Origin of the sequence: Roseobacter cerasinus, from assembly GCF_009811755.1 — a bacterium.
Taxonomy (GTDB): domain Bacteria; phylum Pseudomonadota; class Alphaproteobacteria; order Rhodobacterales; family Rhodobacteraceae; genus Roseobacter; species Roseobacter cerasinus.
Genome location: NZ_BLIV01000004.1, coordinates 205748 through 229157, shown reverse-complemented (window position 1 = coordinate 229157; position 23410 = coordinate 205748). Strand labels below are relative to the sequence as shown.

Sequence of the window (23410 nt, the reverse complement as noted above, 5' to 3'; positions counted from 1 at the left end):
AGGCAGGCATGCCGATGACCGTGAACGATGAAAGGGGACCCCGCTTCCCCACACAAACAGCGGAATGGACTCGGGCGGACTGATTGCGGTCGGCGCGTCCGGGCCATTTTTCCCCAGCTAGTCATCCAGATGCCCCGCGCGCAGGCCTTCCCGGACACGATGCGCCACCTCCAGAAACTCAGGCGTGTCGCGAATGTCCAAGGGGCGCTCCTTCGGCAAAGGGCTTTCGATCACATCCGTAATCCGACCCGGGCGTGGTGACATCACGACAATCTTGGTGCTGAGATAGACCGCCTCCGGGATCGAGTGCGTCACAAAGGCAATCGTCTTCTCCGTCCGCGCCCAAAGGCTCAGCAGTTGCTCATTCAGGTGATCCCGCACAATCTCATCGAGCGCCCCAAAGGGCTCGTCCATCAGCAGAATATCCGCGTCAAACGCCAGCGCCCGCGCAATCGATGCGCGCTGCTGCATGCCGCCCGAGAGCTGCCAGGGATATTTCTTCTCGAAACCGGCAAGCTCCACCAACTCCAGCACGCGGGCCACCCGTTCGGCCTGATCATGTTTGGAATACCCCATAATCTCCAGCGGCAAACGGATGTTCCCGCCAATCGTGCGCCAGGGATAAAGCCCGGCGGCCTGAAACACATAGCCATAGGAGCGCGCTTTCCGCGCCTCCTCCGGGCTGACCCCATTTACGGTGATCTCACCGCTCGTTGGATGCTCCAGATCCGCCATGCAGCGCAAAAACGTCGTCTTGCCGCAGCCCGAGGGCCCGATGAAGCTGACAAACTCGCCCTTGCCGATCTGCAGGGAGACATCTTTCAGCGCATGCACCGGCCCGTCGTTCGTCTGGAAGGTCAGATCGAGGTTTTTGGCGGAGATAACAGGTTCCACCCGATGGAACTCGGTCGCATCCTTTAACTGCTCAACAATCATTGGGCAAAAGCCTCCAAATGACGGCGTTCGATGCGCCACCAAACCCACCCTCCGACAAGCCCAGCGCATCCTCCAATTGCGATGGAGATCAAATGGTCAGGTAGCGAGCTCTGACTGGTCCCAGCGCTAACTAACGCGGCCCCGATCGAACCAACTAGAAGTCCAGTATTCAAGGCAACAAGTCTGGGATTGCTGAATATCAAGCCGAGAACCATTCGCAGTAGGGCTCCAACTGGCATCGACATCAATGCGAGTGGAAGGATTGCGATTTGCCCAAATACCCACACTCCAACCCCTTCAAGAAATGCCAACGGTCCCGAATCCAGAATCATTGTCACAACGCAGACGGCGAGAGCCCCAGCTAGAACAGCCGTGAAACAGGCAAACATGGACAAAATGAGGTTCATCTGACTATTTGGGCGCTTGGTCGACAGCTCAAATCCCCGCCGGAATATTCATCGGATTGCGCTCGATCATCTTCGGCGCGGTCAGCGCCTTCCACTTGCTCAGCGCTTTGTGCGCGCTCGGGAAGGCGGGCCGCGGGATGAACCGCCCGCGCCCCGGGTTCGGTTGCGAGTTCTGCCCCCAGGCCCAGATCACCTCGCCGCGGTTCAGCGTATAGCGCGCCTGCGCTTTGACCTCGAAGCCCTCAAACACGTTGTAATCCAGCACCGAATGGTGGTTCGATGGCGAAATCGTCTTGGTGATCTTCGGATCCCACACCACGATATCCGCATCCGCCCCTTCCACAATCGCCCCCTTACGCGGATAGATATTCAGGATTTTCGCCACATTGGTCGAGGTGCAGGCCACAAACTCATTCGGCGTCAGCCGCCCGGTCTCCACCCCTTCGGTCCAGAGCACGGCCAGCCGCTCTTCCAACCCGTTCGAGCCATTGGGAATGATCCGAAAATCCTCACGCCCGGCCCGCTTCTGCTCCGTGTTGAACGCCGCATGATCCGTCGCGACGACCTGCAGCGACCCCGCCTGCAGCCCGGCCCAAAGCGAGTCCTGATGGTCCTTCGATCTGAACGGCGGCGACATCACCCGCCGCGCCGCGTGGTCCCAATCTCTATTGAAATACTCAGATTCATCCAGCGTCAGAAACTGCACCAGCGGCTCCCCATAGACACGCATGCCCTTCTGCCGCGCGCGCCGGATCGCCTCATGCGCCTGCTCGCAGGACACATGCACAATATAGAGCGGCACATTCGCCGCATCTGCAATCATGATCGCCCGGTTCGCCGCCTCGCCCTCCACCTCGGGCGGCCGCGAGTAGGCATGCCCCTCCGGCCCGGTAATGCCTTCGTTGAAATATTTCTCCTGCAGAGAGGCGACCACATCGCCATTCTCCGCATGTACCATCGGCAGCGCGCCCAGTTCCGCACAGCGCTGGAAGGAGGCGAACATCTCATCGTCCTCCACCATCAGCGCGCCCTTATAGGCCATGAAATGCTTGAAGGAGTTCACCCCCATCTCAACGGCGTCTTTCATCTCGTTGAAGACACTCTCATTCCAGCCGGTAATCGCCATGTGATAGCCCACATCCGAGCAGATCTGCGGCGCCGACTTCCGATGCCACTCCCCAATCGCATTCCTGATCGAGCCGTCCTCGCCCGGCAGACAGAAATCCACCACCATCGTGGTGCCGCCCACCGCCGCCGCCCAGGTGCCGCTCTCGAAGGTCTCGGCGGCGGTCGTGCCCATAAATGGCATCTCCAGATGCGTGTGCGGATCAATCCCGCCCGGGATCACATAAGCCCCCTCCGCATCAATATACTCATCGCCCGCGAGATCCTCGCCGATCTGTTTGATCACCTCACCCTCGATCAGCACATCCGCTTCCCACGTCCGATCCGCCGTGCAGACCTGACCGCCCTTGATCACCTTGCTCATCTCATCTCTCCCATCTCAGGCCCCGTTTCTTCTGGCCATAAATATCCCGGGTGAGGCCGCAGGCCGAGGGCAGCGCCCTCCTCAGACCGAGCCGAAACACCCCAGCGCAGGCCCATGTACCCCGATATCCAAAGGCCCAAAATCACTCTCCACACAGAGCGAAAAATACCCCGCAAGCGGCATGTAAACCACCCGGTAGTCACCATCACCCCGCGTCACACTCCAGCAGTCCTGCGTGATCCCGCCAGAGAAATTCACCCGGGTCTTGCGCGGCGGGCAGAGCACCTCCCGCATCATCTCCGCCGTCTTGCGCAGCCCCATATCCGTCCCGGCCAGAGCCTGCGCCAGCTCCGCCTCGACCAGCGCCGAAACCCGCTCCGCTATGGTCAGATCGAGCCTGATCACCCGACAATCTCCGCCGTCTCGACCACCGCATGCAGCAGCACATCGGCCCCCGCCATGGCCCACTCCTTGGAAATCTCTTCCGCCTCATTGTGGCTCAACCCATCGACGCAAGGACACATCACCATCGCGGTGGGTGCGACGCGATTGATCCAACAAGCATCATGCCCGGCGCCGGAAATCAGGTTCATATGAGAATACCCCAGCCGCTCCGCCGCATCACGCACCGCCGTCACACAGCCCTCGTCAAAGGCCACCGGGTCGAACCCGCCCACCTTCTCAAAGGACATCTCCAGCCCCATCTCCTCGGCGATGGTCTGGCCCTCTGTCCTAAGCCGCGCCTCCATATCCTCGATGACCGACAGATCGGGCGAGCGGAAATCGACCGTGAACACCACCTTGCCCGGGATCACGTTCCGCGAGTTCGGATAGACGTCGATATGCCCCGCAGCACCCACCGCATGGGGCGCGTGGCTCCAGGCAATCTCATCGACCTTCTCCAGCACCCGCGCCATGCCGAGGCCCGCATTCTTGCGCATCGGCATCGGGGTCGAGCCGGTGTGGCTGTCCTTGCCGGTGATGGTCACTTGCGTCCAGCTCAGCCCCTGGCCATGGGTGACCACACCGATATCCTTGCCCTCGGCCTCCAGAATGGGCCCCTGTTCGATGTGCAGCTCAAAGAAGGCGTGCATCTTGCGCGCGCCCACCTCTTCTTCGCCGCGCCAGCCAATGCGCTGCAGCTCATCGCCGAACGCCTTCCCCTCGGCGTCCACCCGCCCGTAAGCCCACTCCTGCGTGTGAATGCCCGCGAACACGCCTGAGGACAGCATCGCCGGCGCATAACGCGTGCCCTCCTCATTGGTGAAATTCGTCACCACAATCGAGTGCTTGGTCTTCACATTCAGATCATTCAGCGTGCGCAGGATCTCCAGCCCGCCAAGCACCCCCAGCACCCCGTCATACTTGCCCCCCGTGGGCTGTGTGTCGAGATGGCTGCCCACATAGACGGGCAGCGCCTCGGGGTCCGTGCCCTCACGCCGGGCAAACATATTGCCCATCTGGTCGAGCCCCATCTCGCAGCCCGCCGCCTCGCACCAGCTCTGAAACAGCGCGCGGCCTTCGGCGTCCTCATCCGTGAGCGTCTGACGGTTGTTGCCGCCCGCCACGCCGGGGCCGATCTTGGCCATCTCCATCAGGCTGTCCCAGAGCCGGTCGGAGTTGATCTTCAGGTTCTGTCCGGGCGCGGGCATCGCTGGGGTCCTTCCTGGCCATGCTGGTGTTGACCAACGGCAATTTTTACCATTTGGTAAAGACACGATTGCGATTAGGCCATGCCAAGTCAAGAGGTCCTTTTCTGGGTTTCGCGCGGGAGTGGAGCGGCATTGTCCGAAACGCCGAATTTTGCAGCACCCTTGTGCGGAGACAGCCTTTGCCTGATGGCGTAGAGAAGAAACCCAGCCGGATCCAGCAACGCAACCGCCGCCGCATTCTTGATGCCGCGCTCGATGTCTTTTCAAAACATGGCTATCGCGGCGCAACCCTTGACCAGATCGCCGAGGCAGCAGGCCTCAGCAAACCGAACATACTTTACTATTTCGACGGCAAAGAAGAGATACATCTGACCCTCCTGAACCAGTTGATGGAGACCTGGCTCGACCCGCTGGTAACACTTGACCCCAAGGGGGACCCGTTGCAGGAAATTCTGGGCTATGTGCAGCGCAAGCTTGACATGGCCCGGGATCTGCCGCGCGAAAGCCGGCTTTTTGCCGGAGAAATCCTGCAAGGCGCGCCGCGCATGGCACCGCATCTGATCTCCGGACTGCAACCGCTTTTTGATGAAAAATGTTCCGTGATAAAGACTTGGATGGATCGTGGCGATCTGGCCCATGTCGATCCGCGGCATCTGATCTTCTCGATCTGGGCAACAACCCAGCACTACGCCGATTTCGATGCGCAGGTGAAAGTCCTGTTGCGAGATGATCCCAGCAGCCACGACGGTGCCGCAGCTTATCTCGAAACAGTGTTTACCAAGCTCCTGACGCCTTAAGAGCTTGCTAACCCTTCGGCAAAATAAGGCTACGCTTTAACACACAGTTAGTATTCATATTGTTTTAATGGATGCGGGTGGCGGCTTCGAACTGCGAATGAAATTGGAGCAAGCCATGAGTGCGATTTCTTTCAATGCCCCATATGCGCCACAGCCGGTGGCGCCAGCACAACACGATGCCCAGAATGCAGCATTTCTGGGCCGCGTCGCGGAAACCAAGAAGACCTCCGGCGAGAATGCCAATATGTCTTCCGATCATTCCGGTCAGGGCGCGCGAGACAGAACCGGCACGGGCGGCACGCATCTGGCGGCTCTGCTCGAGCGTGGCCGCGTTGCAATGCCACCGGTAGGTGCGTCGCCCAAATCGGTGGTGGAGGCCCAAACGAAGAACAAGGTGCCTGACGCCTTCCTGGATCAACAGGCCAAGATTCGAGCCGAATCGAAGGCGCTTCAAGAAGCGCAGGATGCAGAACGCGCCGCCGAACGTGCGGCCGCTGCTGCTGAGGCGGCCGCCGAAGCACAAGAGCCTGAGGTGGATCTGCCCAACCCGCTGCCGACCGCGCCGATCCTGCAAAGCGACGACGCCTGATCTTGTTATTCTGCGGCGTTCGCAGCCGGGTTGTTAGGGTGCGTGGTCCAGTTGGCATAGTCCGGCTCGACCACTTTGCCCGTTCGCGGGTCGGTGGTGCCGGGCGCCATGGCCTCCATGGTGATGCAGTCCTCGACCGGGCAAACATTGACGCAGAGGTTGCAGGCGACACATTCGTCATCGATCACGGTAAAGGTGCGATCTTCGGACATGGCAATCGCCTGATGCGACGTGTCCTCGCAGGCTGCGAAACAGCGCCCGCAAGAGATGCACAGATCCTGGTTGATTTTCGCCTTGGCCACATAATTGAGGTTCAGATACTGCCAATCGGTCACATTCGGCACCGCGCGCCCGACGATCTCGTCGACCGACGTCAGCCCTTTGCTGTCCATGTAGTCACTGAGCCCGCTGATCATCTCCTGCACGATTTTGAACCCGTAAGTCATGGCCGCCGTGCAGACTTGCACATTGCCGGCCCCCAGCGCCATGAACTCCGCCGCGTCGCGCCAGGTGGTGATCCCGCCGATGCCAGAAATGGGGATCTGCCCCAAGGCCGGATCACGGGCAATCTCGGCGACCATATTCAACGCAATGGGCTTGACCGCCGGCCCGCAGTAGCCCCCATGCGCACCCTTGCCGTCAATCGTCGGCTCCGGCGCAAAGAGATCCAGATCCACGCTGGTGATCGAGTTGATCGTATTGATGAGCGAGACCGCATCCGCCCCGCCCTTCATCGCCGCCTCCGCAGGCTTGCGGATATCAGTGATATTCGGCGTCAGCTTCACGATCACCGGCATGCGCGTGTTCGCCTTGACCCAGCGCGTGACCATCTCGATGTACTCCGGCACCTGCCCCACTGCGGAGCCCATGCCCCGCTCTGACATCCCGTGCGGGCAGCCGAAGTTCAGCTCCACCCCATCAGCACCGGTCTCCTCGACCAGCGGCAGGATGAACTTCCACGGCTCTTCCTCGCAGGGCACCATCAGGGAGACAATCATGGCCCGGTCAGGATAGTCGCGTTTGACCACCTTGATCTCATCCAAGTTGGTCTGCAGTGGACGGTCCGTGATCAACTCGATGTTGTTCAGACCCAAGAGCCGCCGATCCGCGCCATAGACCGCGCCGTAGCGGGGGCCATTTACGTTCACCACATGTGGATCGAGACCCAGAGTCTTCCAGACCACCCCGCCCCAACCGGCCTCGAAGGCGCGCCGCACGTTATATTCCTTATCCGTCGGCGGCGCCGAGGCCAGCCAGAACGGGTTGGGGCTTTTGATGCCAATGAAGTCACTTGTCAGATCAGCCATGTTTCAGCCTCCCTCAAGCTGTCAGTGTTGCGTGGATATCCATGGCCGCGTCGCGCCCTTCGGCCACTGCGGTCACAGTCAGATCGTCGCCGCCAGCCGCACAGTCGCCGCCAGCCCAGACGCCAGCGAGCGAGGTGCGCCCGGTCTCGGTGACCTTGATCTTGCGGCCATCAAGCTCCGGCAGGTCTTCACCGACCAGTGTCTGGCCAATCGCGCGGAAGACCTGATCGGCGGCCAGCCGCAAGGTCTGACCCGTCGGCTGCATCGCATCGTCTACATAGTCGAACTCGATCTCGCGCACAGCGCCGTTACCGATCACCGCCTTGGGCATCGCGTGGGTGACAATACGCACGCCTTTACTCGCGGCCAGATCCTGTTCAAAGACGCTTGCGTTCATCCGGTCGCGTCCACGGCGGTAAACCAGCGTGACGTTCAGCGCGCCCAGCAGCTTGGCCTGCACTGCCGCATCCACCGCCGTCATGCCACCGCCGATGACCACCACATCGCGGCCCACCGGAACATCGGCAAAACTCTCTGCCTGTCGCAGATCGGCAATGAAATCGACGGCATCGAGAACACCATCCTTGTCCGCGCCCTCTGCATCCAGTGCATTTACACCGCCCAAGCCGATGCCCAGGAAGACCGCGTCATGCGCTGAGCGCAAACCTGCCAGCGTAATATCGCCGCCCAACCGCTTGCCATAGTCAATCTGGATGCCGCCAATCTTCAGCAGCCAGTCAACTTCAGATTGCGCATAGCCATCAACGGTTTTGTAGGTGGCAATGCCGTATTCGTTCAGTCCGCCAGCCTTGGGCTGCGCATCATAGACGACCACATCATGCCCTAGCATCGCGAGCCGGTGCGCACAGCTGAGCCCCGCAGGCCCCGCCCCCACCACAGCCACCGACTTGCCGGTGACCGCAGCACGGGAGAACGGATGGATGCCCTGTTCTTGCAAATGATCGGTCGCATAGCGCTGCAACTGACCAATCAGAACCGGCTTGCCCTCTGCCATCTCACGCACGCAGGCTTCCTCGCAAAGCTGCTCAGTCGGGCAAACCCGGGCGCACATACCACCCATGATGTTCTGGCTCAGAATCGTTTTGGCCGCCGCATCCGGGGTGCCGGTCGCGATCTGCCGGATAAACAGCGGGATGTCGATATCCGTCGGGCAGGCGGTGATACAGGGCGCGTCATGACAGAAATAGCACCGGTCGGCCGCGACCAGTGCCTCGTGATCGTCAAGACGCGGATGCAGGTCTGAGAACTGTTCACTATACGCCTCAGCCGCCATGCGGCCCGGCACGATCCCCGGCGTAAATGCGTTGCTGGACATGGTTGTCACCCCATTCTGGCTGTCTATTGAGAAAAAGGCTGACACGTTAAAAAAATTTTATCAACTGGTAAAAAAATTTTCTGGTGCGCTGCGTCATATAGCGCTGAAATTTTCAGCAATACACGCTGGGCGGGAATCCGCCGACGGTTTTTAGGTAAGCGCTGTCATTTTTATTTAACTTGCTTTTGCAGGGTCGGCACACAATATCGGGGGTGCGACGCGACAAACTATCGACCACTGCTCCTTTCGGCCAGTCACTCGATCTGCTTTCGACCGAGCCAAGCTGCCGCATTCCGCGGGCAGCAGAATATAGGAGACACGGATATGGCCACTGGCACCGTGAAATGGTTCAACACCACAAAAGGCTACGGCTTTATTGCCCCCGACGGCGGCGGCAAAGACATCTTTGTGCATATTTCTGCCGTTGAGCGCGCAGGCCTGACAGGTCTTGCCGACAACCAGAAGGTCACCTTCGACGTGGAAGCGGGCCGTGATGGCCGCGAAAGCGCAGGCAACCTGGCACTGGCCTGACCTCAGACCGCGACACGATCATTCAAACGGGCGCCACGGTGCCCGTTTTTTGGTGCCGCCAGACCCGCCCGCATTCAACACAAAGGGCGCGCGCCAAACGGGCAGCACCCGCCCCGCCTTCATTGTTCCAAAAATATGCACGGCTCCACGGCCCGCCTCATGGCGCGCCCCAATCCACATCCTCCGCCCTGGCCACCTGCAACCGCCCCTCCGGCCAGGGCCTGAGCAGCGGCGCGACAACCTCTTCCGCGCCCGTCAGCCACAGCGGAATATCTTCAGGCTCCAGGATCACCCCCATCCGGTGATGGATGCCCGCCACATCCGCGGAGGGTGCGCAGGTCAGCGTCGCCACCTGATCCACCTCGATCCCCCCAGGCCCCTGCCAGCGATCCATGATCGCCGCAAAGAAGAGAAACCCGCCCCCTTTCGGCGCAATCCGCCAGGCGGTCTTGCGGCGTGTCTCGCCGGTCCACTCATACCAGCCGTTCATCGGCACCACCGCCCGCCCCGTGCCCGTAAAGGCGGATTTGTCAAAGACCGTCTCGCTGCGCGCGTTCACGATGGTCTCCATCACCGGGCGCCCCCGCGCATTCACACGCCCCACCGGGATGATGCCCCAGCGCATTCGCGCGAGAACCGCACGCGTCAGCACGACCACCTCCTCGCCCGGGGCCACATTCCGGCGCGGCGGCTCCTCCGCCACCGGCCCCGCCTCGGCCCCGACGGCCTCGGCCAGCTCCGCCATCGGTGAGGTCAGGAAAAACCGCCCCGGCATCTACCCGCCCACGCGCCCGATCAGCGCCATCACGTAAGGCCCCAGCCCCTCGACAATCCGCTCCACACCCTCCGCACTGGGGTGAATGCCGTCCGGCTGCATGTAAGCGCGCACCGAGGCCGGATCGCCCCCCTGGACGCCCAGGCCTTCAAAGAAGCTCGGCGCATAAAGCGCACCGTAAGCCTCCGCCAGCTCGGGATAGATCGCGTCGAACGCCGCCTTGAACTCCGGCCCATAGTTCCCCGGCGCCTCCATGCCCACCAGCAAAACCTCGACGTCCGCCGCCTCGGCCGCCTGCAGAATGCCGTCGAGGTTCGACCGGCTCACCCCCGGATCAATCCCGCGCAAAAGGTCATTGCCGCCCAAAGCGACAATCATCGCATCCACGTCAGGCGTCAGCGTCCAGGCAGCGCGGGCAAGCCCGCCCGCCGTGGTGTCCCCAGACACGCCTGCGTTGATCAGCTGCACCTCGGCGCCTTGCGCCTGCAGCCAGCCCTGCAGCTGCAGCACGAAGCCCTCGGCCTCCACCAGCCCATAGCCCTGCGTCAGGCTGTCCCCCAGGGCCGCGATCACCACATCCTCGGCCACAGCCCCCAGGGGCCACAGCAGCGCCACAGACATCACAACCTTGTGCATCTTGATCCAGCCTCCATATGCCACACGTATACCGCCGAAAAGGTGAGCCTGCGCATGTCCGACCCCGTCTTCTCTCTCCAAGATGCCACTTTGTCGCTCAATGGCAATGCCGGGCGGGTGGATATCCTGCATGGCATCTCGCTGGAGGTGCAGGCGGGCGAGAGCCTCGGGCTGATCGGCCCCTCGGGTTCCGGCAAATCCTCGCTGCTGATGCTCATGGGCGGGCTGGAGCGCGCCACCTCCGGCACAATCCGCGCGCTGGGCCAAGACCTGACAGGCATGTCCGAAGACCAGCTGGCCCGCTTCCGCCGCGACCATATGGGCGTGGTCTTCCAGTCCTTTCACCTGATCCCGACCATGACGGCGCTGGAGAATGTCGCCACGCCGCTGGAGCTCGCCGGGGATGCCGACGCCTTCGCCAAGGCCGAGGCCGAACTGGCCGAGGTGGGCCTCGCCCACCGCACGGGCCACTACCCCAGCCAGATGTCCGGTGGCGAGCAGCAGCGCGTGGCGCTCGCCCGCGCCTCCGCTCCCCGCCCCGACATCCTGCTCGCCGATGAACCCACCGGCAACCTCGACGGCGCCAATGGCGCGGCCATCATCGACCTGCTCTTCGGCCTGCGCGACCGGCACGGGGCGACCCTCGTGCTGGTCACCCACAGCCAGAGCCTCGCCGCCCGCTGCGACCGCGTGATCCGCCTCGGCGACGGGCGCGTGGTGCCTATGGACCGGGCTGCCGAATGAGCCTCAGCCTCGCCGCCCGCTTTGCCCGGCGCGAGCTGCGCGGCGGCCTGCGCGGCTTTCGCATCTTACTCGCCTGCCTCGCCCTCGGGGTCGCGGCCATCGCCGCAGTGGGGACCGTCCGCTCCGGCATCGAGGCCGGGCTCACCCGCGAGGGGGCCGCGCTTTTGGGTGGCGATGCCGAGATGGATTTCACCTACCGCTTCGCCACCGAGGAGGAGCGCGCCTGGATGGCCGAAGTCGCAGAAGAGGTCTCGGAAATCGTCGATTTCCGTTCCATGGCCGTGGTGGGCGAGGGCGACACAGCTGAGCGCGGCCTCACCCAGATCAAGGCCATCGACAGCGCCTACCCGCTGATCGGCACCGTGGTTCTGACCCCCGATATACCTCTCGATCAGGCCTTGGCCGGGCAGGACGGCCTGCCCGGCGCGGTGATGGAACGCGTCCTGATCGACCGCCTCGGCCTCTCCATCGGCGACAGCTTCCGCCTCGGCGCCCAAGCGTTCCGCCTCAGCGCGGCGCTGACCCGCGAGCCCGACAGCGCGGCGGGCGGCTTTGCGCTCGGGCCGCGCACCATCGTGACCACACCCAGCCTCGAAACCTCGCAACTTCTGGCCCCCGGCACGCTCTTCTCCACCAAGTATCGCCTTGATTTGCCGCCCGACGCCGATCTCGCAGCGCTGGCCGCAGAGGCCCGCAGCCGCTTCGAAGACACCGGCCTGCGCTGGACCGATGCACGCAATGGCGCGCCCGGCGTGTCGGAATTCGTCGAGCGCCTCGGTGCCTTTCTGATCCTCGTGGGCCTATCGGGCCTCGCCGTGGGCGGCGTCGGGGTGTCGTCCGCCGTGCGCGCCTATCTCGCGGGCAAGACCAACGTGATCGCCACGCTGCGCACCCTTGGGGCCACGCGCGCAGTGATCTTCCAGACCTACTTTCTGCAGATTGGCGCACTCTCGCTGGCGGGCATTACAATTGGAGTTGCCTTGGGCGGCGCCCTGCCGCTGCTCTTCGCCCCGCTGATCGAAGCCCGCCTGCCGATCCCTGCGGCCTTTGCGATCTACCCCGCGCCGCTCGCCGAGGCCGCGCTCTACGGGCTGCTGACGGCCTTTCTCTTCACGCTCTGGCCCCTCGCCCGCGCCGAAGAGATCAAGCCCGCGACCCTCTTTCGTGACGCGCTGCACTCCGCGCGCCTGCTGCCCGCCAGCCGCTATCTCGCCGCCACGGTCTTGGCGCTCGGCCTGCTGCTGGCGCTCGCAGGCTGGTTCTCGGACACCTGGTGGCTAACCCTTTGGACTGCCGGGGGGATCTGTGGCGCTTTGCTTCTGCTGACGGCAGCCGCGCTGCTCATCCGTCACCTCTCGCGCCGGGGCGCCCACCTGGCGCGGGGCATGCCCCGCGCCAGGTGGGCGCTTGCCGCGATCTCCGGGCCGCGCGAAGGCGCCACATCGGTGGTGCTCTCTTTGGGCCTTGGATTGTCGGTGCTGGCAGCCGTCGGGCAGATCGATGGCAACCTGCGGGGCGCCATCACCGGCACCCTACCGGACGTGGCGCCGTCCTATTTCTTCGTCGATATCCAGAAAGACCAGATGGAAGGTTTCACCCAGCGCCTCGCCAATGATCCGGCGGTCGAGCGCGTGCAATCCGCCCCCATGCTGCGCGGTATCATCACCCGCATCAACGGCCAGCCCGCCCGCGAGGTCGCCGGCGATCACTGGGTTCTGCAAGGCGACCGCGGAGTGACCTATTCCGAAGCGCTGGCCGAGACCACACGCCTCACCGCAGGCGAGTGGTGGCCCCCCGACTACGCCGGCCCCCCGCTCATCAGCTTCGCCGCCGAGGAAGCCGCCGAGATGGGCCTCAAGATCGGGGATGAGATGACCGTCAACATCCTCGGGCGTGACATCACCGGCACCATCGCCAGCTTCCGCGAAGTGGATTTTTCCACCGCGGGCATCGGCTTCATCCTCGCCATGAACCCCGGCGCGCTCGAAGGCGCCCCGCACAGTTTCATCTCAACCGTCTACGCGGACGAGCACGCCGAAGCCCAGATCCTCCGCGACCTCGCAGGCGACTACCCCAACATCACCGCCGTGCGCGTGCGCGACGCCATTGATCGGGTGGCTGAGGTGCTCTCGGGCCTTACGGCCGCCATGTCCTACGGCGCCACTGTCACGCTCCTCACAGGCTTTCTCGTGCTGATTGGCGCAGCAGCGGCAGGCACCAATGCGCGGGTCTATGAGGCTGCCGTCCTGAAAACCCTTGGGGCTTCACGGCGCAGCATCTTCATCAGCTTTGCCCTGCGCTCGGCTCTGCTCGGCCTCTGCGCCGGCATCGTGGCCCTTGTGGCCGGTATCGCCTGCGGCTGGGCCGTGAGCCATTTCATCATGGACACGGGTTTTTCGGTGATGTGGTCCTCGGCGGGCGTCATCATCCTCGGGGGGTATGTCGCGACATTGGCCGCGGGTCTCGCATTCGCCTGGGGCCCGATCAACGCCCGCCCGGCGCACGTCTTGCGCGCGCGGGAATAGAGTTTTCTTGCCTCCGGCGGGGATATTTTTCGCCAGAAATATCCCGGGAGAGGCCCGCAGGGCCGGGGGCAGAGCCCCCTCCCCCTGAAGGTCTATTCAGCAGCCTCGGCATAGTCTTCCATCGGCGGGCACGTACAGACCAGATGCCGGTCGCCATAGACGTTGTCGACGCGATTGACCGGCGGCCAGTATTTGTCGACCCGGAATGCCCCTGGCGGAAAACAGCCAGCGTCGCGCGTATAGGGCCTATCCCACGCGCCCACCAGATCCTCAACCGTATGCGGGGCATGTTTCAGCGGGTTGTTCTCCGCATCCATCTCGCCCCGCTCCACCGCCGCAATCTCGGCCCGGATCGCCAACATCGCGTCGCAGAAGCGATCCAGCTCCGCCTTGGTCTCGCTCTCCGTCGGCTCCACCATCAGCGTGCCCGCCACAGGCCAGCTCATGGTCGGCGCGTGGAAGCCGCAATCGATCAGCCGCTTGGCGATATCCTCCACCGTCACACCCGCGCTCTCGGCAAAGGGCCGCACGTCGAGGATGCACTCATGCGCGACGCGCCCCGTCGGCCCCTTGTAGAGCACCTCATAGGCGCCGTCCAAACGCCGCGCGATATAGTTCGCGTTCAGAATCGCCACCCGCGTCGCCTGTGTCAGCCCCTCTCCCCCCATCATCAAGCAATAGGCCCAGGAAATCGGCAGCAGCGAGGGCGAGCCAAAAGGCGCCGCCGAGACAGCCCCCTCCCCGCCATTTGGCGCACCGGGCAGATGCGGCACCAGATGCGCCTTCACCCCAATCGGCCCCATGCCCGGGCCACCGCCGCCATGCGGGATGCAGAAGGTCTTGTGCAGGTTCAGGTGGCTCACATCCCCGCCCAGATCGCCGGGCCGCGACAGCCCCACCATCGCGTTCATATTCGCCCCGTCAATATAGACCTGACCGCCATGGGCATGGGTGGTGCGCGTGACCTCCGTCACCGCCTCCTCAAACACCCCATGGGTCGAGGGATAGGTGATCATGCAGCCCGCCAGGGTCTCCGCATGCTGCTCCGCCTTGGCGCGGAAATCGTCGAGATCAATGTCCCCGTTCTCGGCTGATTTCACCACAACGACCTTCCAGCCCACCATCTGCGCCGAGGCCGGATTGGTCCCATGCGCGCTCATCGGGATGAGACAGATGTTGCGATGCCCCTGCCCCTGCGCGGCGTGATACCCCGCAATGGTCAACAGCCCCGCATACTCCCCCTGCGCGCCCGAATTGGGCTGCATCGAGATCGCATCATAGCCGGTGATCTCGCAGAGCTTCGCACTCAGATCGTCGATCATCTCCGCATACCCTCGCGCCTGATCCGCAGGCGCGTAAGGGTGAATGAGCGAAAACTCCCGCCAGCTCACCGGCATCATCTCGGCGGCGGAATTGAGTTTCATCGTACAGGACCCCAGCGGGATCATCGCCCGGTCCAGCGCCAGATCCCGGTCTGCCAGCCGCCGCATGTACCGCATCATCTCGGTCTCGGCCCGGTTCATGTGGAAAATCGGGTGGGTCAGATAGTCGGAAGTCCGCAGCATCTCCTCTGGAAAGCGATACTCGGGCCTGAAATCCTCATCCTTCCGGTCGATCCCAAAGGCGCGCCAAACCGCCTCCAAAGTCGCGGGTTTGCAGCGCTCATCCAGCGTGATCCCGACACGGGCCTCCCCAACCGCCCGCAGGTTGATGCCCTCATCCACCGCCGATTTCAGCACCGCCGCCTGCAAGGGCCCCACATCCACGGTGATCGTATCGAAACAGGCCTTCGGGTCCACCTTGAACCCCGCCGCCTCCAACCCCTTGGCCAGCCGCACCGTCTTGCGGTGGATCCGCTGCGCAATCGCGCGCAACCCCTCAGGCCCGTGAAACACCGCATACATCGAAGCCATCACCGCCAAAAGCGCCTGCGCCGTGCAGACATTGGAGGTCGCCTTCTCGCGCCGGATATGTTGCTCCCGCGTCTGGAGCGATAACCGATACGCCCGGTTGCCATTGGCGTCGACCGACACGCCCACAATCCGCCCCGGCATCGCCCGCTTGTAGGCATCGCGACAGGCCATATAGGCCGCATGGGGCCCGCCATACCCCTCGGGCACACCAAACCGCTGGGTCGAGCCGACGGCAATATCCGCGCCCATCGCGCCCGGCTCCTTCAAAAGCGTCAGCGCCAGAGGATCGGCGGACACCACCCCAATTGCCCCCTGCGCGTGCAGCGCCGCCATATGCGCGCTAAAATCATGTACATGGCCGTAGGTGCCGGGATACTGGAAAATCGCCCCAAAGACCTTCGACGCATCCATCTTCGCCGGATTGCCCACGATCACCTCAATGTCCAAGGGCGCCGCCCGCGTCCGCATCACCGCGATGTTCTGCGGATGGCAGTCCCGATCCACAAAGAACGCGCGGGCCTTCGACTTCGCCACCCGCTGCGCCATGGTCATCGCCTCAGCACAGGCCGTCGCCTCATCGAGCAGCGACGCATTGGCAATCTCCAGACCCGTGAGATCACAGATCATCGTCTGGAAGTTCAACAAGGCCTCCAGCCGACCTTGAGAAATCTCCGGCTGATAGGGCGTATAGGCCGTGTACCACGCCGGGTTCTCCAGAATATTCCGCTGGATCGCGGGCGGCGTGACCGTCCCGTGATACCCCTGCCCGATGAGCGAGGTCAGCACCCTGTTCTTCGCCCCCACCTTGCGCAGATGCTCCAGCACCTCCCGCTCCGACATCGCCTTGCCGAAATCCAGCGGTTCCGCCTGCCGAATGCCCGCAGGCAAGGTGTCATCGATCAGCGCCTCCAGCGACCCGGCCCCCACCACCTCCAGCATCTCCGCCATCTCGGCAGGCGACGGCCCGATATGGCGCCGATTGGCAAAATCATAAGGTAGATAATCCGTTGGCGTGAACGACATGACGCATCCCCTGCTTCATTGTTCCAAAAATATGCACATCCCGACGCGGGCCAACCGCTCAGGCGATGAAGGCCTGATAGGCCGCCTCGTCCATGAACTCCTCCATCTGGCTTGCGTCACTCACGCTCATCTTGAAGAACCACGCCTCGCCCTGCGGGTCGTCATTCACCGCGCCGGGATTGTCCGCCAGCGCAGAATTCACCTCGACGATCTCGCCATCCACAGGTGCCAGAATGTCACTCGCCGCCTTCACGCTCTCGATCACCACGACCTCATCGTCCTTGCTCACCGTCGCCCCCTCCTCGGGCAGCTCAATGAACACCACATCGCCCAGCTGCTCGGCCGCATGGGTGGTGATCCCCACCACCATCACGCCGTCCTCTTCGCGCAGCCACTCGTGCTCTTCCGTGAATTTCATACCTGTCTCCTGTTGCTCATCTCTTGAACCCTGCCGGAACGAAGGGCAGCGGCACAACCGCCACCGGCAGCCGCTTGCCCCGCACCTCGCCCCAAAGGCGGCAGCCCGGCGCGGCCTGATCCACCGCCACATAGCCCATGGCCACCGGCCCCCCGACCGACGGCCCATACCCGCCGGAGGTCACCACGCCCAGCTGCGCGCCACCCTCTTCGGCCTCAAAAAGCGGCACCCCGTCGCGCATCGGCGCGCGGCCCTCGGGTCGCAGCCCGACACGCCGCCGCGCCGCCCCCCGCTCAAAGACCTCCGCAATCACCTCCGCCCCTGGGTAGCCGCCTGCGCGCGCACCGCCCGGGCGCCGTACCTTCTGGATCGCCCAGGCGAGCCCCGCCTCCACCGGCCCGGTCTCCGCATCCATATCCTGCCCGTAAAGACACAAGCCCGCCTCCAGCCGCAGCGAGTCCCGCGCCCCGAGGCCAATCGGCGCCACATCCCGCTGCTCCAGCAGCGACCGCACCAGCGTCTCCGCCTCATCGGCGGCCACGGAGATCTCGAACCCGTCCTCGCCCGTGTACCCCGACCGCGAGGCCCAGACCGCGTGCCCACAAAGGCTCAGGTCCGCCACATCCATGAACCGCATCTCCGCCGCCCGCGCATCCAGGTCCTCGATCACCGCCGCCGCACCCGGCCCCTGCAGAGCAATCAGCGCCCGGTCGGCCAATTCAGTCACGGCGATCTCGCCGGGCAAGCCCGCCCGCATCCGCGCGATATCCGCCGCCTTGCAGGCCGCATTCACCACGACAAACAGATCCTCGCCGCGCCGCGCAAACATAAGATCATCCTCGATCCCGCCCGCGTCATTGGTGAAAAGCCCATAGCGCTGCCGCCCGTCCCCCAGCCCCAGCACATCCATCGGCACAAGACGCTCAAACGCCAAAGCCACCGCGTCCCACGACGGCCCCGACAGCAACACCTGCCCCATATGGCTCACGTCGAAAAGCCCCGCCCGCGCGCGGGTGTGCAGATGTTCCTTCAACACCCCCAAGGGGTACTGCACCGGCATGGAATAACCCGCGAAGGGCACCATCTTCGCCCCCAGCGCCACATGCAGGTCATAAAGCGGCGTTGTCGCCAAATCGTCCATCCGGCCTCTCCGTCCAAGCCGGTTCCCTGTCGCGAAACACCCGGCATCCGGCCCGCGTCCAGCGCGCCCGTGATGCCCCCTCTGTCTTTTCGCCTGAGATCGTTATCCCTTCGGCGGATGCCATCCGGCACCTCTCTCCAGAGTTCTTACACCCCGCACGGTCCGGTGGCCTGAGAGTTTCCGGGGCGGTTGCTCCTTCGGCACCGGCATGACAGCCGGTTCTCCCGGGCGGGATGCTTGGACGGTATGCGCAGGCATGCCGTGCGGTCAAGCCATCTTGTGCCCGCGCCGATCAAATGTTTGAGTGCGGCGCAGAGCCACGAGAAAGCCCATGAGCGACCCCTATTTTTTCGGCTACGGCAGCCTGGTCAACACCCGCAGCCACAGCTACCCCGACCCGCACCCCGCCACGCTCAACGGCTGGCGCCGCGCATGGGTCGCCACGCCCCGCTCGGGCACGGTGCTGCTCACCGGCGTGCCCGCCCCCGACCACCGCATCGACGGGCTCATCGCCGCTGTCCCGAACGCCGACTGGGCCGCCCTGGACGCGCGCGAAAGCGGCTATGCCCGCCTGCCTGCCCAGCACGCGGTCGAGCACGCCCACCCCGCAACACCCGAGATCGCCGTCTACGCCGTGCAGCGGGAAACCATGCGGCCCCGCAGCACACAGGTGATCCTGCTCAGCTACCTCGATGTGGTGGTGCAGGGCTTCCACGACGTCTTCGGCGAGGCCGGCGTGCAGCGCTTCTTCGAGACCACCGATGGCTGGGACACGCCGATCCTGAATGACCGCGCCAATCCGCGCTACCCCCGCCATCAACAGCTCAGCACGCAGCAAACCGCCCTGGTCGACGGCCACCTCGAAGCGCTATCGGCGCAAATGGAAGAGCGACAGGAGGCGCCCCTGCCGCCCAAAGTCTGACCGCTCCACCGGCGCGGCCCCGGCCAAGGCCTCGCGCATCACCTGCCGCGCCAGCGCCCAGGCGATGCTGCCAAAGATCACCCCCGCCAGCGCCTGGCCCACCAGCACCCCCGCAGGCCCAAAGAGCCACGCCCCCCCCAAAACCAGCGGCACCAGGCCCAAGGTATTCCGCCCCCAGTTGAGGACCGTCGAATAAAACGGCCGCCCCATGTTGTTGAAGGCCGCATTGCCCACGAAAAGCACCCCGTTGAAGAAAAAGAGCAGCGACAAGGGCCCGCAAAACAGAAACACCAGCTCCCGGGTGACACCGCTGGCGTCAAACAGATCCGCAATCGGCCCCCTGAGCGCAAAGAGCACCGCCGAGACCAGCGCAATCACCATTGCCGTAAACAGCACCGCATCGCTGAAGCCCCGTCGCACCCGCGCGTGATCCCGCGCCCCGAAATTCTGCCCCAGGATCGGCCCCACTGCACCCGAAAGCGCAAAGATCACGGCAAAGGCGAGCGGCGTCAGCCGCCCCACAATGGCCATCCCTGCGACAGCGGCCTCGCCGAACTGCGCCATCGCCCGCGTGACAATCGCCTGCCCTACGGGTGTGGCGATCTGGATCAGGATCGCCGGTGCCGCAATCGCCAGAATGGGGCCCAGATCGCGCAGCATCGGCCCTAGCCGGGGTCGCCCCAGCCCCCCATAAAACCGCACGATCGGGCGCAGCGCCGTCACCGCAATCGCGATATTCGCCGCCACCGAGGCCAGCGCCGCCCCGGTCAGCTCCAGCCCCAAGCCAAAGATCAGGATCGGGTCCAAAACGGCATTCACCAGCCCGCCCCAGATCGTCGACATCATCGCCCGGCGCGCATCCCCATGCGCCCGCAGGATCGCCCCGCCAATGATCCCGATCATCAGAAACGGCAGTGCCGGCACCGTGATCCGCAAGTAAGACAGCGCCAGATCCGCCGTCTCGCCCGTCGCCCCCATCAGCGTCACGAGCCACGGCAGCTGCGTCCAGACCAGGGCCGCAAACCCCACCCCAAACACGGCCCCATAGGCCAGCGCATGGGTCTTGCGCGCCTCCGCCTGCACGGCATTCCCCTCGCCCAAAGCCCGCGCCACCAAAGCGCCTGCCGCAATCGCCATGCCAATGCCAAAGGAGGTGTTGAAAAACAGGATCGCGGCCGCATAACCCACCGCCGCGGCCAGCTCCTCCTTGCCCAGCATGGCAATGAAGATCATGTCGATGAAATCGACCGCGAAGACCGCCATCAACCCGATGGAAAAGGTACTCGCCATCACGGTGATATGAGCAAAGAGATTGCCCGTCAGGAACTTCGCCTGCGCCTCAGCCAAAACCGCACGCCCGCTTCATTGTTCCACAAATATGCAAATCCGGCCCGATCCAAATGCGGGCCAGAGGATCATGAGCGCGCCTTCACCACCTGCAACAGCGGCATCAGCGCCGACATATCCGGCCCCTGCGCCTGCCCCGTCAGCGCCTTGCGGAGCGGCATGAAGAGCCCCCGCCCCTTGCGCCCTGTGGCCTCCTTCACGGCCGCAGTCCAGGCCCCCCACGTGCCATCATCAAACGGACCCTCCGGCAACAGCGCCAGGGCTTCCGCCACGAAAGCGGCATCCTCGGCGTCCACCGCCGGCTCCGCCCCATCGCGCATGAGCGCCCACCAGCCGGCGAGATCGTGCAACGTGGTGATGTTCTCGTGGGTCACCTCCCAGAACTGCGCCGCTTTGTCCTCCGGCACACCGGCCTCCGCAATCGCGCCCGCAACTTCGGCCAGCGGTAGCCCCGCCAGATGCCGCGCGGTCAGCGGAAAGAGATCCTGCTCATCGAACTTCGTCGGCGCGGAGCCAAAGCGCGAGATGTCAAATCCCTCGATCAACTCCGCCATCTCGGACCGCAGCTCCACCGGGTCAGACGACCCCAGCCGCGCCATCAGGCTGAGGAGCGCCATCGGCTGCACCCCCTGCGCCCGCAGATCGCGCAAAGACAGCGTGCCCAGCCGCTTGCTCAGCGCCTCGCCCTGCGGCCCGGTCAGCAGCGAATGATGCGCAAACGCAGGCACCGTGCCGCCCAGAGCCTCGATGATCTGGATCTGCGTCGCCGTGTTGGTCACATGGTCCGAGCCGCGCACCACATGGGTCACGCCCATCTCGGTGTCATCGACCACCGAGGCCAGCGTATAGAGCACCTGCCCATCGCCGCGAATGAGCACCGGGTCCGAGACAGACGCCGCATCAATCGAAATATCCCCGAGAATGCCGTCCGCCCACTCGATGCGCTCCTGATCGAGCTTGAAGCGCCAGACCCCGTCGCCGCGCTCGGCGCGCAAAGCGTCCTTCTCGGCCTCACTCAGTGCCAAAGCCGCCCGGTCATAAACCGGCGGCTTGCCCATGTTGAGCTGCTTCTTGCGCTTCAGATCCAGCTCCGTCGGCGTCTCGAAAGCTTCATAAAAGCGCTCGATCTCGCGCAGCTTGTCGGCCGCCTCAGCATAGCGATCAAGTCGGTCCGACTGCCGCTCCACCCGGTCCCAGTGCAGCCCCAGCCACTCCAGATCCTGCTTGATCCCATCCACATATTCTTCTTTCGAACGCTCAGGGTCGGTGTCGTCGATGCGCAGGATGAAGATGCCGCCCGCCTTGCGCGCGATGAGATAATTCATCAGCGCGGTGCGCAGGTTGCCAATGTGGATATGGCCGGTGGGGGACGGCGCGAAACGGGTCGTGGTCATACAGGTCTCCTGTTGGCTCGCGTCCTCTCACAGGTCTGCGGATTTGTCCAGCCGAGCGCTCAGGTTCTATGCACCGGCCAGCGCGTGCCCAGATCATCCAGCCCCGCACGAATGAGTTGCTTGAGAACATCAAGGTCCACATCCTCCAGCTTGTTGATATAGAGACAGGATTTGCCGATCTTGTGCTTGCCCAAGCGGTCGAGAATCGCACCGAAGTCCGCGTAGCCGGGCATGATGTAGACCGACAGGCGCGCCTTGCGCGGTGCAAAGCCGGTGGCAAAGAACGTGCCCTCACGCCCCGAGGCATAGGTATAGTCATAGGTGCCATAGCCCAGCATCCCGCCCGACCAGAGCCGCGGGCCCCAGCCCGTGACCTCGCGGAAGAGCCGGTCAAGCACGGCTGCTTCGCGGTGCCGCCGGTCGGGCGTGACCGCTGCCAGAAACGTCGCCACATCCACCGCCGCACTCATCGGGTCACCTCGCAGGAATATGATCGCGCCACTGTTGTTTTTCATGGGCGCATCGCGGACCCATACTACCTCAAAGGGTATCCAACAGGAAAAAGGAAAATGATCATGTCCGACCGGATCAATGTCTCCCGCCGCGCGGCTCTCGCGGGCGCCGCTGCTCTGCCGCTTGCCGCCGCCTCGGGTGTGGCCCGTGCTGCCGCCCCCATCACGGGTCCCGGCATGTCACCGTTTCACCGCGTGAAAGTCGGTGGCTTCGACGTCACGACCCTGCTCGCGGGCAGTCGCGCGGTCGAGGGGCCGCATAACATCTTTGGTCTGAACGTCGACGCCGACACGTTCGCCTCGGTCTCGGCAGAGGCGAACCTGCCCACCGATGCAGCGCAGTTCTTCTTCACCCCCACGGTGGTGAACACAGGCTCGGAGCTGGTGCTCTTCGACACCGGGCTCTCGGGCGAAGGCACCACCGCCGCGCTGGATGCCGCTGGCTACACCGCCGATCAGATCGACGTGGTGGTGATCACCCATATGCACGGCGACCACATCGGCGGCATGACCCGCGAGGACGGGTCACTGACCTATCCCAACGCGCGCTACATGACCGGCCGCGCCGAGTTCGACGCCTGGGCGGCGCAGGACAATGACACTTTCAAGGCCAAGATCGCCCCCTTCGCCGAGCAGTTCACCTTCCTTGAGGACGGTGGATCGGTCGGATCAGGCCTCACCGCCATGGCCGCCTTCGGCCACACGCCGGGGCATATGGTCTATAGGGTCGAGGATGGCGGCACCCAGCTGATGATCTGCGCGGATTTCGCCAATCACTATGTCTGGTCGCTGGCGCACCCGGACTGGGAGGTGAAGTTTGACATGGACAAACCGGCGGCTGCGGCCACCCGGCGGCGATTGCTCGACATGATGGCGGCGGATAAGACCGCCTTTGTGGGCTATCACATGCCCTGGCCCGGCATCGGCTATGTGGAGACGGCTGGCGACGGGTTCGCTTACGTGCCGCACAGCTATCAGCTGATGCTCTGAATCGGTCTGCCCGATCCCTTTCCGGG

21 protein-coding genes and 1 riboswitch are annotated in these 23410 nt (G+C 64.0%); of the genes, 7 read left to right on the top strand and 14 right to left on the bottom strand.

Translation table 11 applies throughout. The annotated features are described in order from the left end of the window. Nucleotides 1-117: 117 nt before the first annotated feature. From So717_RS12125 to So717_RS12110, 4 genes are all read right to left on the bottom strand, one after another. Nucleotides 118-936, bottom strand: coding sequence for an ABC transporter ATP-binding protein (locus So717_RS12125; protein ID WP_159977604.1), 819 nt, complete (start codon nucleotides 934-936; stop codon nucleotides 118-120). A gap of 435 nt (nucleotides 937-1371) precedes the next feature. Then, nucleotides 1372-2832 (bottom strand): dihydropyrimidinase, encoded by a 1461-nt coding sequence (gene hydA / locus So717_RS12120; protein WP_159977602.1) that lies wholly within the window; start codon nucleotides 2830-2832, stop codon nucleotides 1372-1374. Nucleotides 2833-2913: 81 nt separating this feature from the next. Continuing rightward, the gene (locus So717_RS12115) at nucleotides 2914-3237 is read right to left on the bottom strand and encodes a hypothetical protein (protein WP_159977600.1); all 324 of its coding nucleotides are present in this window, start codon (nucleotides 3235-3237) and stop codon (nucleotides 2914-2916) included. Further along, on the bottom strand, nucleotides 3234-4484 hold the full coding sequence (locus tag So717_RS12110) for a Zn-dependent hydrolase (protein ID WP_159977598.1): 1251 nt from the start codon (nucleotides 4482-4484) through the stop codon (nucleotides 3234-3236). Before So717_RS12110 ends, So717_RS12115 begins: the two co-directional genes overlap by 4 nt. A 179-nt stretch (nucleotides 4485-4663) precedes the next feature. Between So717_RS12110 and So717_RS12105 the strand changes: the two genes are divergently transcribed. Then, nucleotides 4664-5281: a TetR family transcriptional regulator C-terminal domain-containing protein gene (locus So717_RS12105; RefSeq protein ID WP_238840876.1), complete on the top strand. Its 618-nt coding sequence runs from the start codon at nucleotides 4664-4666 to the stop codon at nucleotides 5279-5281. Nucleotides 5282-5396: 115 nt separating this feature from the next. Further along, nucleotides 5397-5870 (top strand): hypothetical protein, encoded by a 474-nt coding sequence (locus So717_RS12100; protein ID WP_159977594.1) that lies wholly within the window; start codon nucleotides 5397-5399, stop codon nucleotides 5868-5870. Between the two features lie 5 nt (nucleotides 5871-5875). Here So717_RS12100 and preA read toward each other — a convergent pair whose 3' ends face one another. Both preA and So717_RS12090 read right to left on the bottom strand, forming a co-directional pair. Then, nucleotides 5876-7177, bottom strand: a complete 1302-nt coding sequence (preA, locus tag So717_RS12095; RefSeq protein WP_159977592.1) for an NAD-dependent dihydropyrimidine dehydrogenase subunit PreA — start codon at nucleotides 7175-7177, stop codon at nucleotides 5876-5878. 13 nt (nucleotides 7178-7190) lie between these two features. Next, nucleotides 7191-8513, bottom strand: coding sequence for an NAD(P)-dependent oxidoreductase (locus tag So717_RS12090; protein WP_159977590.1), 1323 nt, complete (start codon nucleotides 8511-8513; stop codon nucleotides 7191-7193). A gap of 324 nt (nucleotides 8514-8837) precedes the next feature. Here So717_RS12090 and So717_RS12080 point away from each other — a divergent pair, with 324 nt between their 5' ends. Continuing rightward, the gene (locus So717_RS12080; RefSeq protein WP_159977586.1) at nucleotides 8838-9044 is read left to right on the top strand and encodes a cold-shock protein; all 207 of its coding nucleotides are present in this window, start codon (nucleotides 8838-8840) and stop codon (nucleotides 9042-9044) included. Between the two features lie 157 nt (nucleotides 9045-9201). Here So717_RS12080 and So717_RS12075 read toward each other — a convergent pair whose 3' ends face one another. Both So717_RS12075 and So717_RS12070 read right to left on the bottom strand, forming a co-directional pair. Next, nucleotides 9202-9819 (bottom strand): SOS response-associated peptidase, encoded by a 618-nt coding sequence (locus tag So717_RS12075; RefSeq protein WP_159977584.1) that lies wholly within the window; start codon nucleotides 9817-9819, stop codon nucleotides 9202-9204. Beyond that, nucleotides 9820-10455 carry an arylesterase gene (locus So717_RS12070; RefSeq protein ID WP_159977582.1) on the bottom strand — a complete coding sequence of 212 codons (636 nt, stop codon included), beginning with the start codon at nucleotides 10453-10455 and terminating at the stop codon, nucleotides 9820-9822. A 54-nt stretch (nucleotides 10456-10509) separates the two neighbouring features. Between So717_RS12070 and So717_RS12065 the strand changes: the two genes are divergently transcribed. Then, entirely contained in the window at nucleotides 10510-11199 is a 690-nt protein-coding gene (locus So717_RS12065) for an ABC transporter ATP-binding protein (RefSeq protein WP_159977580.1), read from the top strand. Next, nucleotides 11196-13724, top strand: a complete 2529-nt coding sequence (locus tag So717_RS12060; RefSeq protein WP_159977578.1) for an ABC transporter permease — start codon at nucleotides 11196-11198, stop codon at nucleotides 13722-13724. Before So717_RS12065 ends, So717_RS12060 begins: the two co-directional genes overlap by 4 nt. A gap of 92 nt (nucleotides 13725-13816) precedes the next feature. Here So717_RS12060 and gcvP read toward each other — a convergent pair whose 3' ends face one another. From gcvP to gcvT, 3 genes are read right to left on the bottom strand one after another with little or no spacing between them, the layout of a single operon-like run. Beyond that, nucleotides 13817-16660, bottom strand: coding sequence for an aminomethyl-transferring glycine dehydrogenase (gene gcvP / locus So717_RS12055; RefSeq protein ID WP_159977576.1), 2844 nt, complete (start codon nucleotides 16658-16660; stop codon nucleotides 13817-13819). A gap of 58 nt (nucleotides 16661-16718) precedes the next feature. Then, complete coding sequence (gcvH, locus tag So717_RS12050) at nucleotides 16719-17078, bottom strand: glycine cleavage system protein GcvH (RefSeq protein ID WP_159977574.1); 360 nt, start codon at nucleotides 17076-17078, stop codon at nucleotides 16719-16721. A gap of 16 nt (nucleotides 17079-17094) precedes the next feature. Then, a complete protein-coding gene (gene gcvT / locus So717_RS12045) occupies nucleotides 17095-18219 on the bottom strand; it encodes a glycine cleavage system aminomethyltransferase GcvT (protein WP_159977572.1) in 1125 nt (374 codons plus the stop codon). 148 nt (nucleotides 18220-18367) lie between these two features. Next, nucleotides 18368-18456, bottom strand: a riboswitch (glycine riboswitch). 94 nt (nucleotides 18457-18550) lie between these two features. Here gcvT and So717_RS12040 point away from each other — a divergent pair. Then, on the top strand, nucleotides 18551-19141 hold the full coding sequence (locus So717_RS12040; RefSeq protein ID WP_159977570.1) for a gamma-glutamylcyclotransferase family protein: 591 nt from the start codon (nucleotides 18551-18553) through the stop codon (nucleotides 19139-19141). Here So717_RS12040 and So717_RS12035 read toward each other — a convergent pair. The 3 genes from So717_RS12035 to So717_RS12025 all read right to left on the bottom strand — a co-directional run bounded on the left by So717_RS12035 (nucleotide 19088) and on the right by So717_RS12025 (nucleotide 22352). After that, nucleotides 19088-20488 (bottom strand): MATE family efflux transporter, encoded by a 1401-nt coding sequence (locus So717_RS12035; protein WP_159977568.1) that lies wholly within the window; start codon nucleotides 20486-20488, stop codon nucleotides 19088-19090. The genes So717_RS12040 and So717_RS12035 overlap by 54 nt on opposite strands. A gap of 68 nt (nucleotides 20489-20556) precedes the next feature. After that, nucleotides 20557-21882 (bottom strand): glutamate--tRNA ligase, encoded by a 1326-nt coding sequence (gene gltX, locus So717_RS12030; protein WP_159977566.1) that lies wholly within the window; start codon nucleotides 21880-21882, stop codon nucleotides 20557-20559. Nucleotides 21883-21941: 59 nt separating this feature from the next. Continuing rightward, complete coding sequence (locus tag So717_RS12025; RefSeq protein ID WP_159977965.1) at nucleotides 21942-22352, bottom strand: DUF1801 domain-containing protein; 411 nt, start codon at nucleotides 22350-22352, stop codon at nucleotides 21942-21944. Between the two features lie 105 nt (nucleotides 22353-22457). On the opposite strand from So717_RS12025, the gene So717_RS12020 reads away from it, so the two are divergent. Beyond that, on the top strand, nucleotides 22458-23384 hold the full coding sequence (locus tag So717_RS12020) for an MBL fold metallo-hydrolase (protein ID WP_159977564.1): 927 nt from the start codon (nucleotides 22458-22460) through the stop codon (nucleotides 23382-23384). The last annotated feature ends 26 nt before the right edge of the window (nucleotides 23385-23410 follow it).

Bases quoted from the DNA above. Each gene is read 5' to 3' on its own strand.
- gcvH (WP_159977574.1), bottom strand. From the start codon at position 17,078: ATGAAATTCACGGAAGAGCACGAGTGGCTGCGCGAAGAGGACGGCGTG.
- So717_RS12080 (WP_159977586.1), top strand. From the start codon at position 8,838: ATGGCCACTGGCACCGTGAAATGGTTCAACACCACAAAAGGCTACGGC.
- So717_RS12125 (WP_159977604.1), bottom strand. From the start codon at position 936: ATGATTGTTGAGCAGTTAAAGGATGCGACCGAGTTCCATCGGGTGGAA.
- So717_RS12025 (WP_159977965.1), bottom strand. From the start codon at position 22,352: ATGAGTGCGGCGGTGGATGTGGCGACGTTTCTGGCAGCGGTCACGCCC.
- gcvT (WP_159977572.1), bottom strand. From the start codon at position 18,219: ATGGACGATTTGGCGACAACGCCGCTTTATGACCTGCATGTGGCGCTG.
- gcvP (WP_159977576.1), bottom strand. From the start codon at position 16,660: ATGTCGTTCACGCCAACGGATTATCTACCTTATGATTTTGCCAATCGG.
- So717_RS12075 (WP_159977584.1), bottom strand. From the start codon at position 9,819: ATGCCGGGGCGGTTTTTCCTGACCTCACCGATGGCGGAGCTGGCCGAG.
- gltX (WP_159977566.1), bottom strand. From the start codon at position 21,882: ATGACCACGACCCGTTTCGCGCCGTCCCCCACCGGCCATATCCACATT.
- So717_RS12070 (WP_159977582.1), bottom strand. From the start codon at position 10,455: ATGCACAAGGTTGTGATGTCTGTGGCGCTGCTGTGGCCCCTGGGGGCT.
- So717_RS12110 (WP_159977598.1), bottom strand. From the start codon at position 4,484: ATGCCCGCGCCCGGACAGAACCTGAAGATCAACTCCGACCGGCTCTGG.
- So717_RS12065 (WP_159977580.1), top strand. From the start codon at position 10,510: ATGTCCGACCCCGTCTTCTCTCTCCAAGATGCCACTTTGTCGCTCAAT.
- hydA (WP_159977602.1), bottom strand. From the start codon at position 2,832: ATGAGCAAGGTGATCAAGGGCGGTCAGGTCTGCACGGCGGATCGGACG.
- So717_RS12040 (WP_159977570.1), top strand. From the start codon at position 18,551: ATGAGCGACCCCTATTTTTTCGGCTACGGCAGCCTGGTCAACACCCGC.
- So717_RS12100 (WP_159977594.1), top strand. From the start codon at position 5,397: ATGAGTGCGATTTCTTTCAATGCCCCATATGCGCCACAGCCGGTGGCG.
- So717_RS12060 (WP_159977578.1), top strand. From the start codon at position 11,196: ATGAGCCTCAGCCTCGCCGCCCGCTTTGCCCGGCGCGAGCTGCGCGGC.
- So717_RS12090 (WP_159977590.1), bottom strand. From the start codon at position 8,513: ATGTCCAGCAACGCATTTACGCCGGGGATCGTGCCGGGCCGCATGGCG.
- preA (WP_159977592.1), bottom strand. From the start codon at position 7,177: ATGGCTGATCTGACAAGTGACTTCATTGGCATCAAAAGCCCCAACCCG.
- So717_RS12020 (WP_159977564.1), top strand. From the start codon at position 22,458: ATGTCCGACCGGATCAATGTCTCCCGCCGCGCGGCTCTCGCGGGCGCC.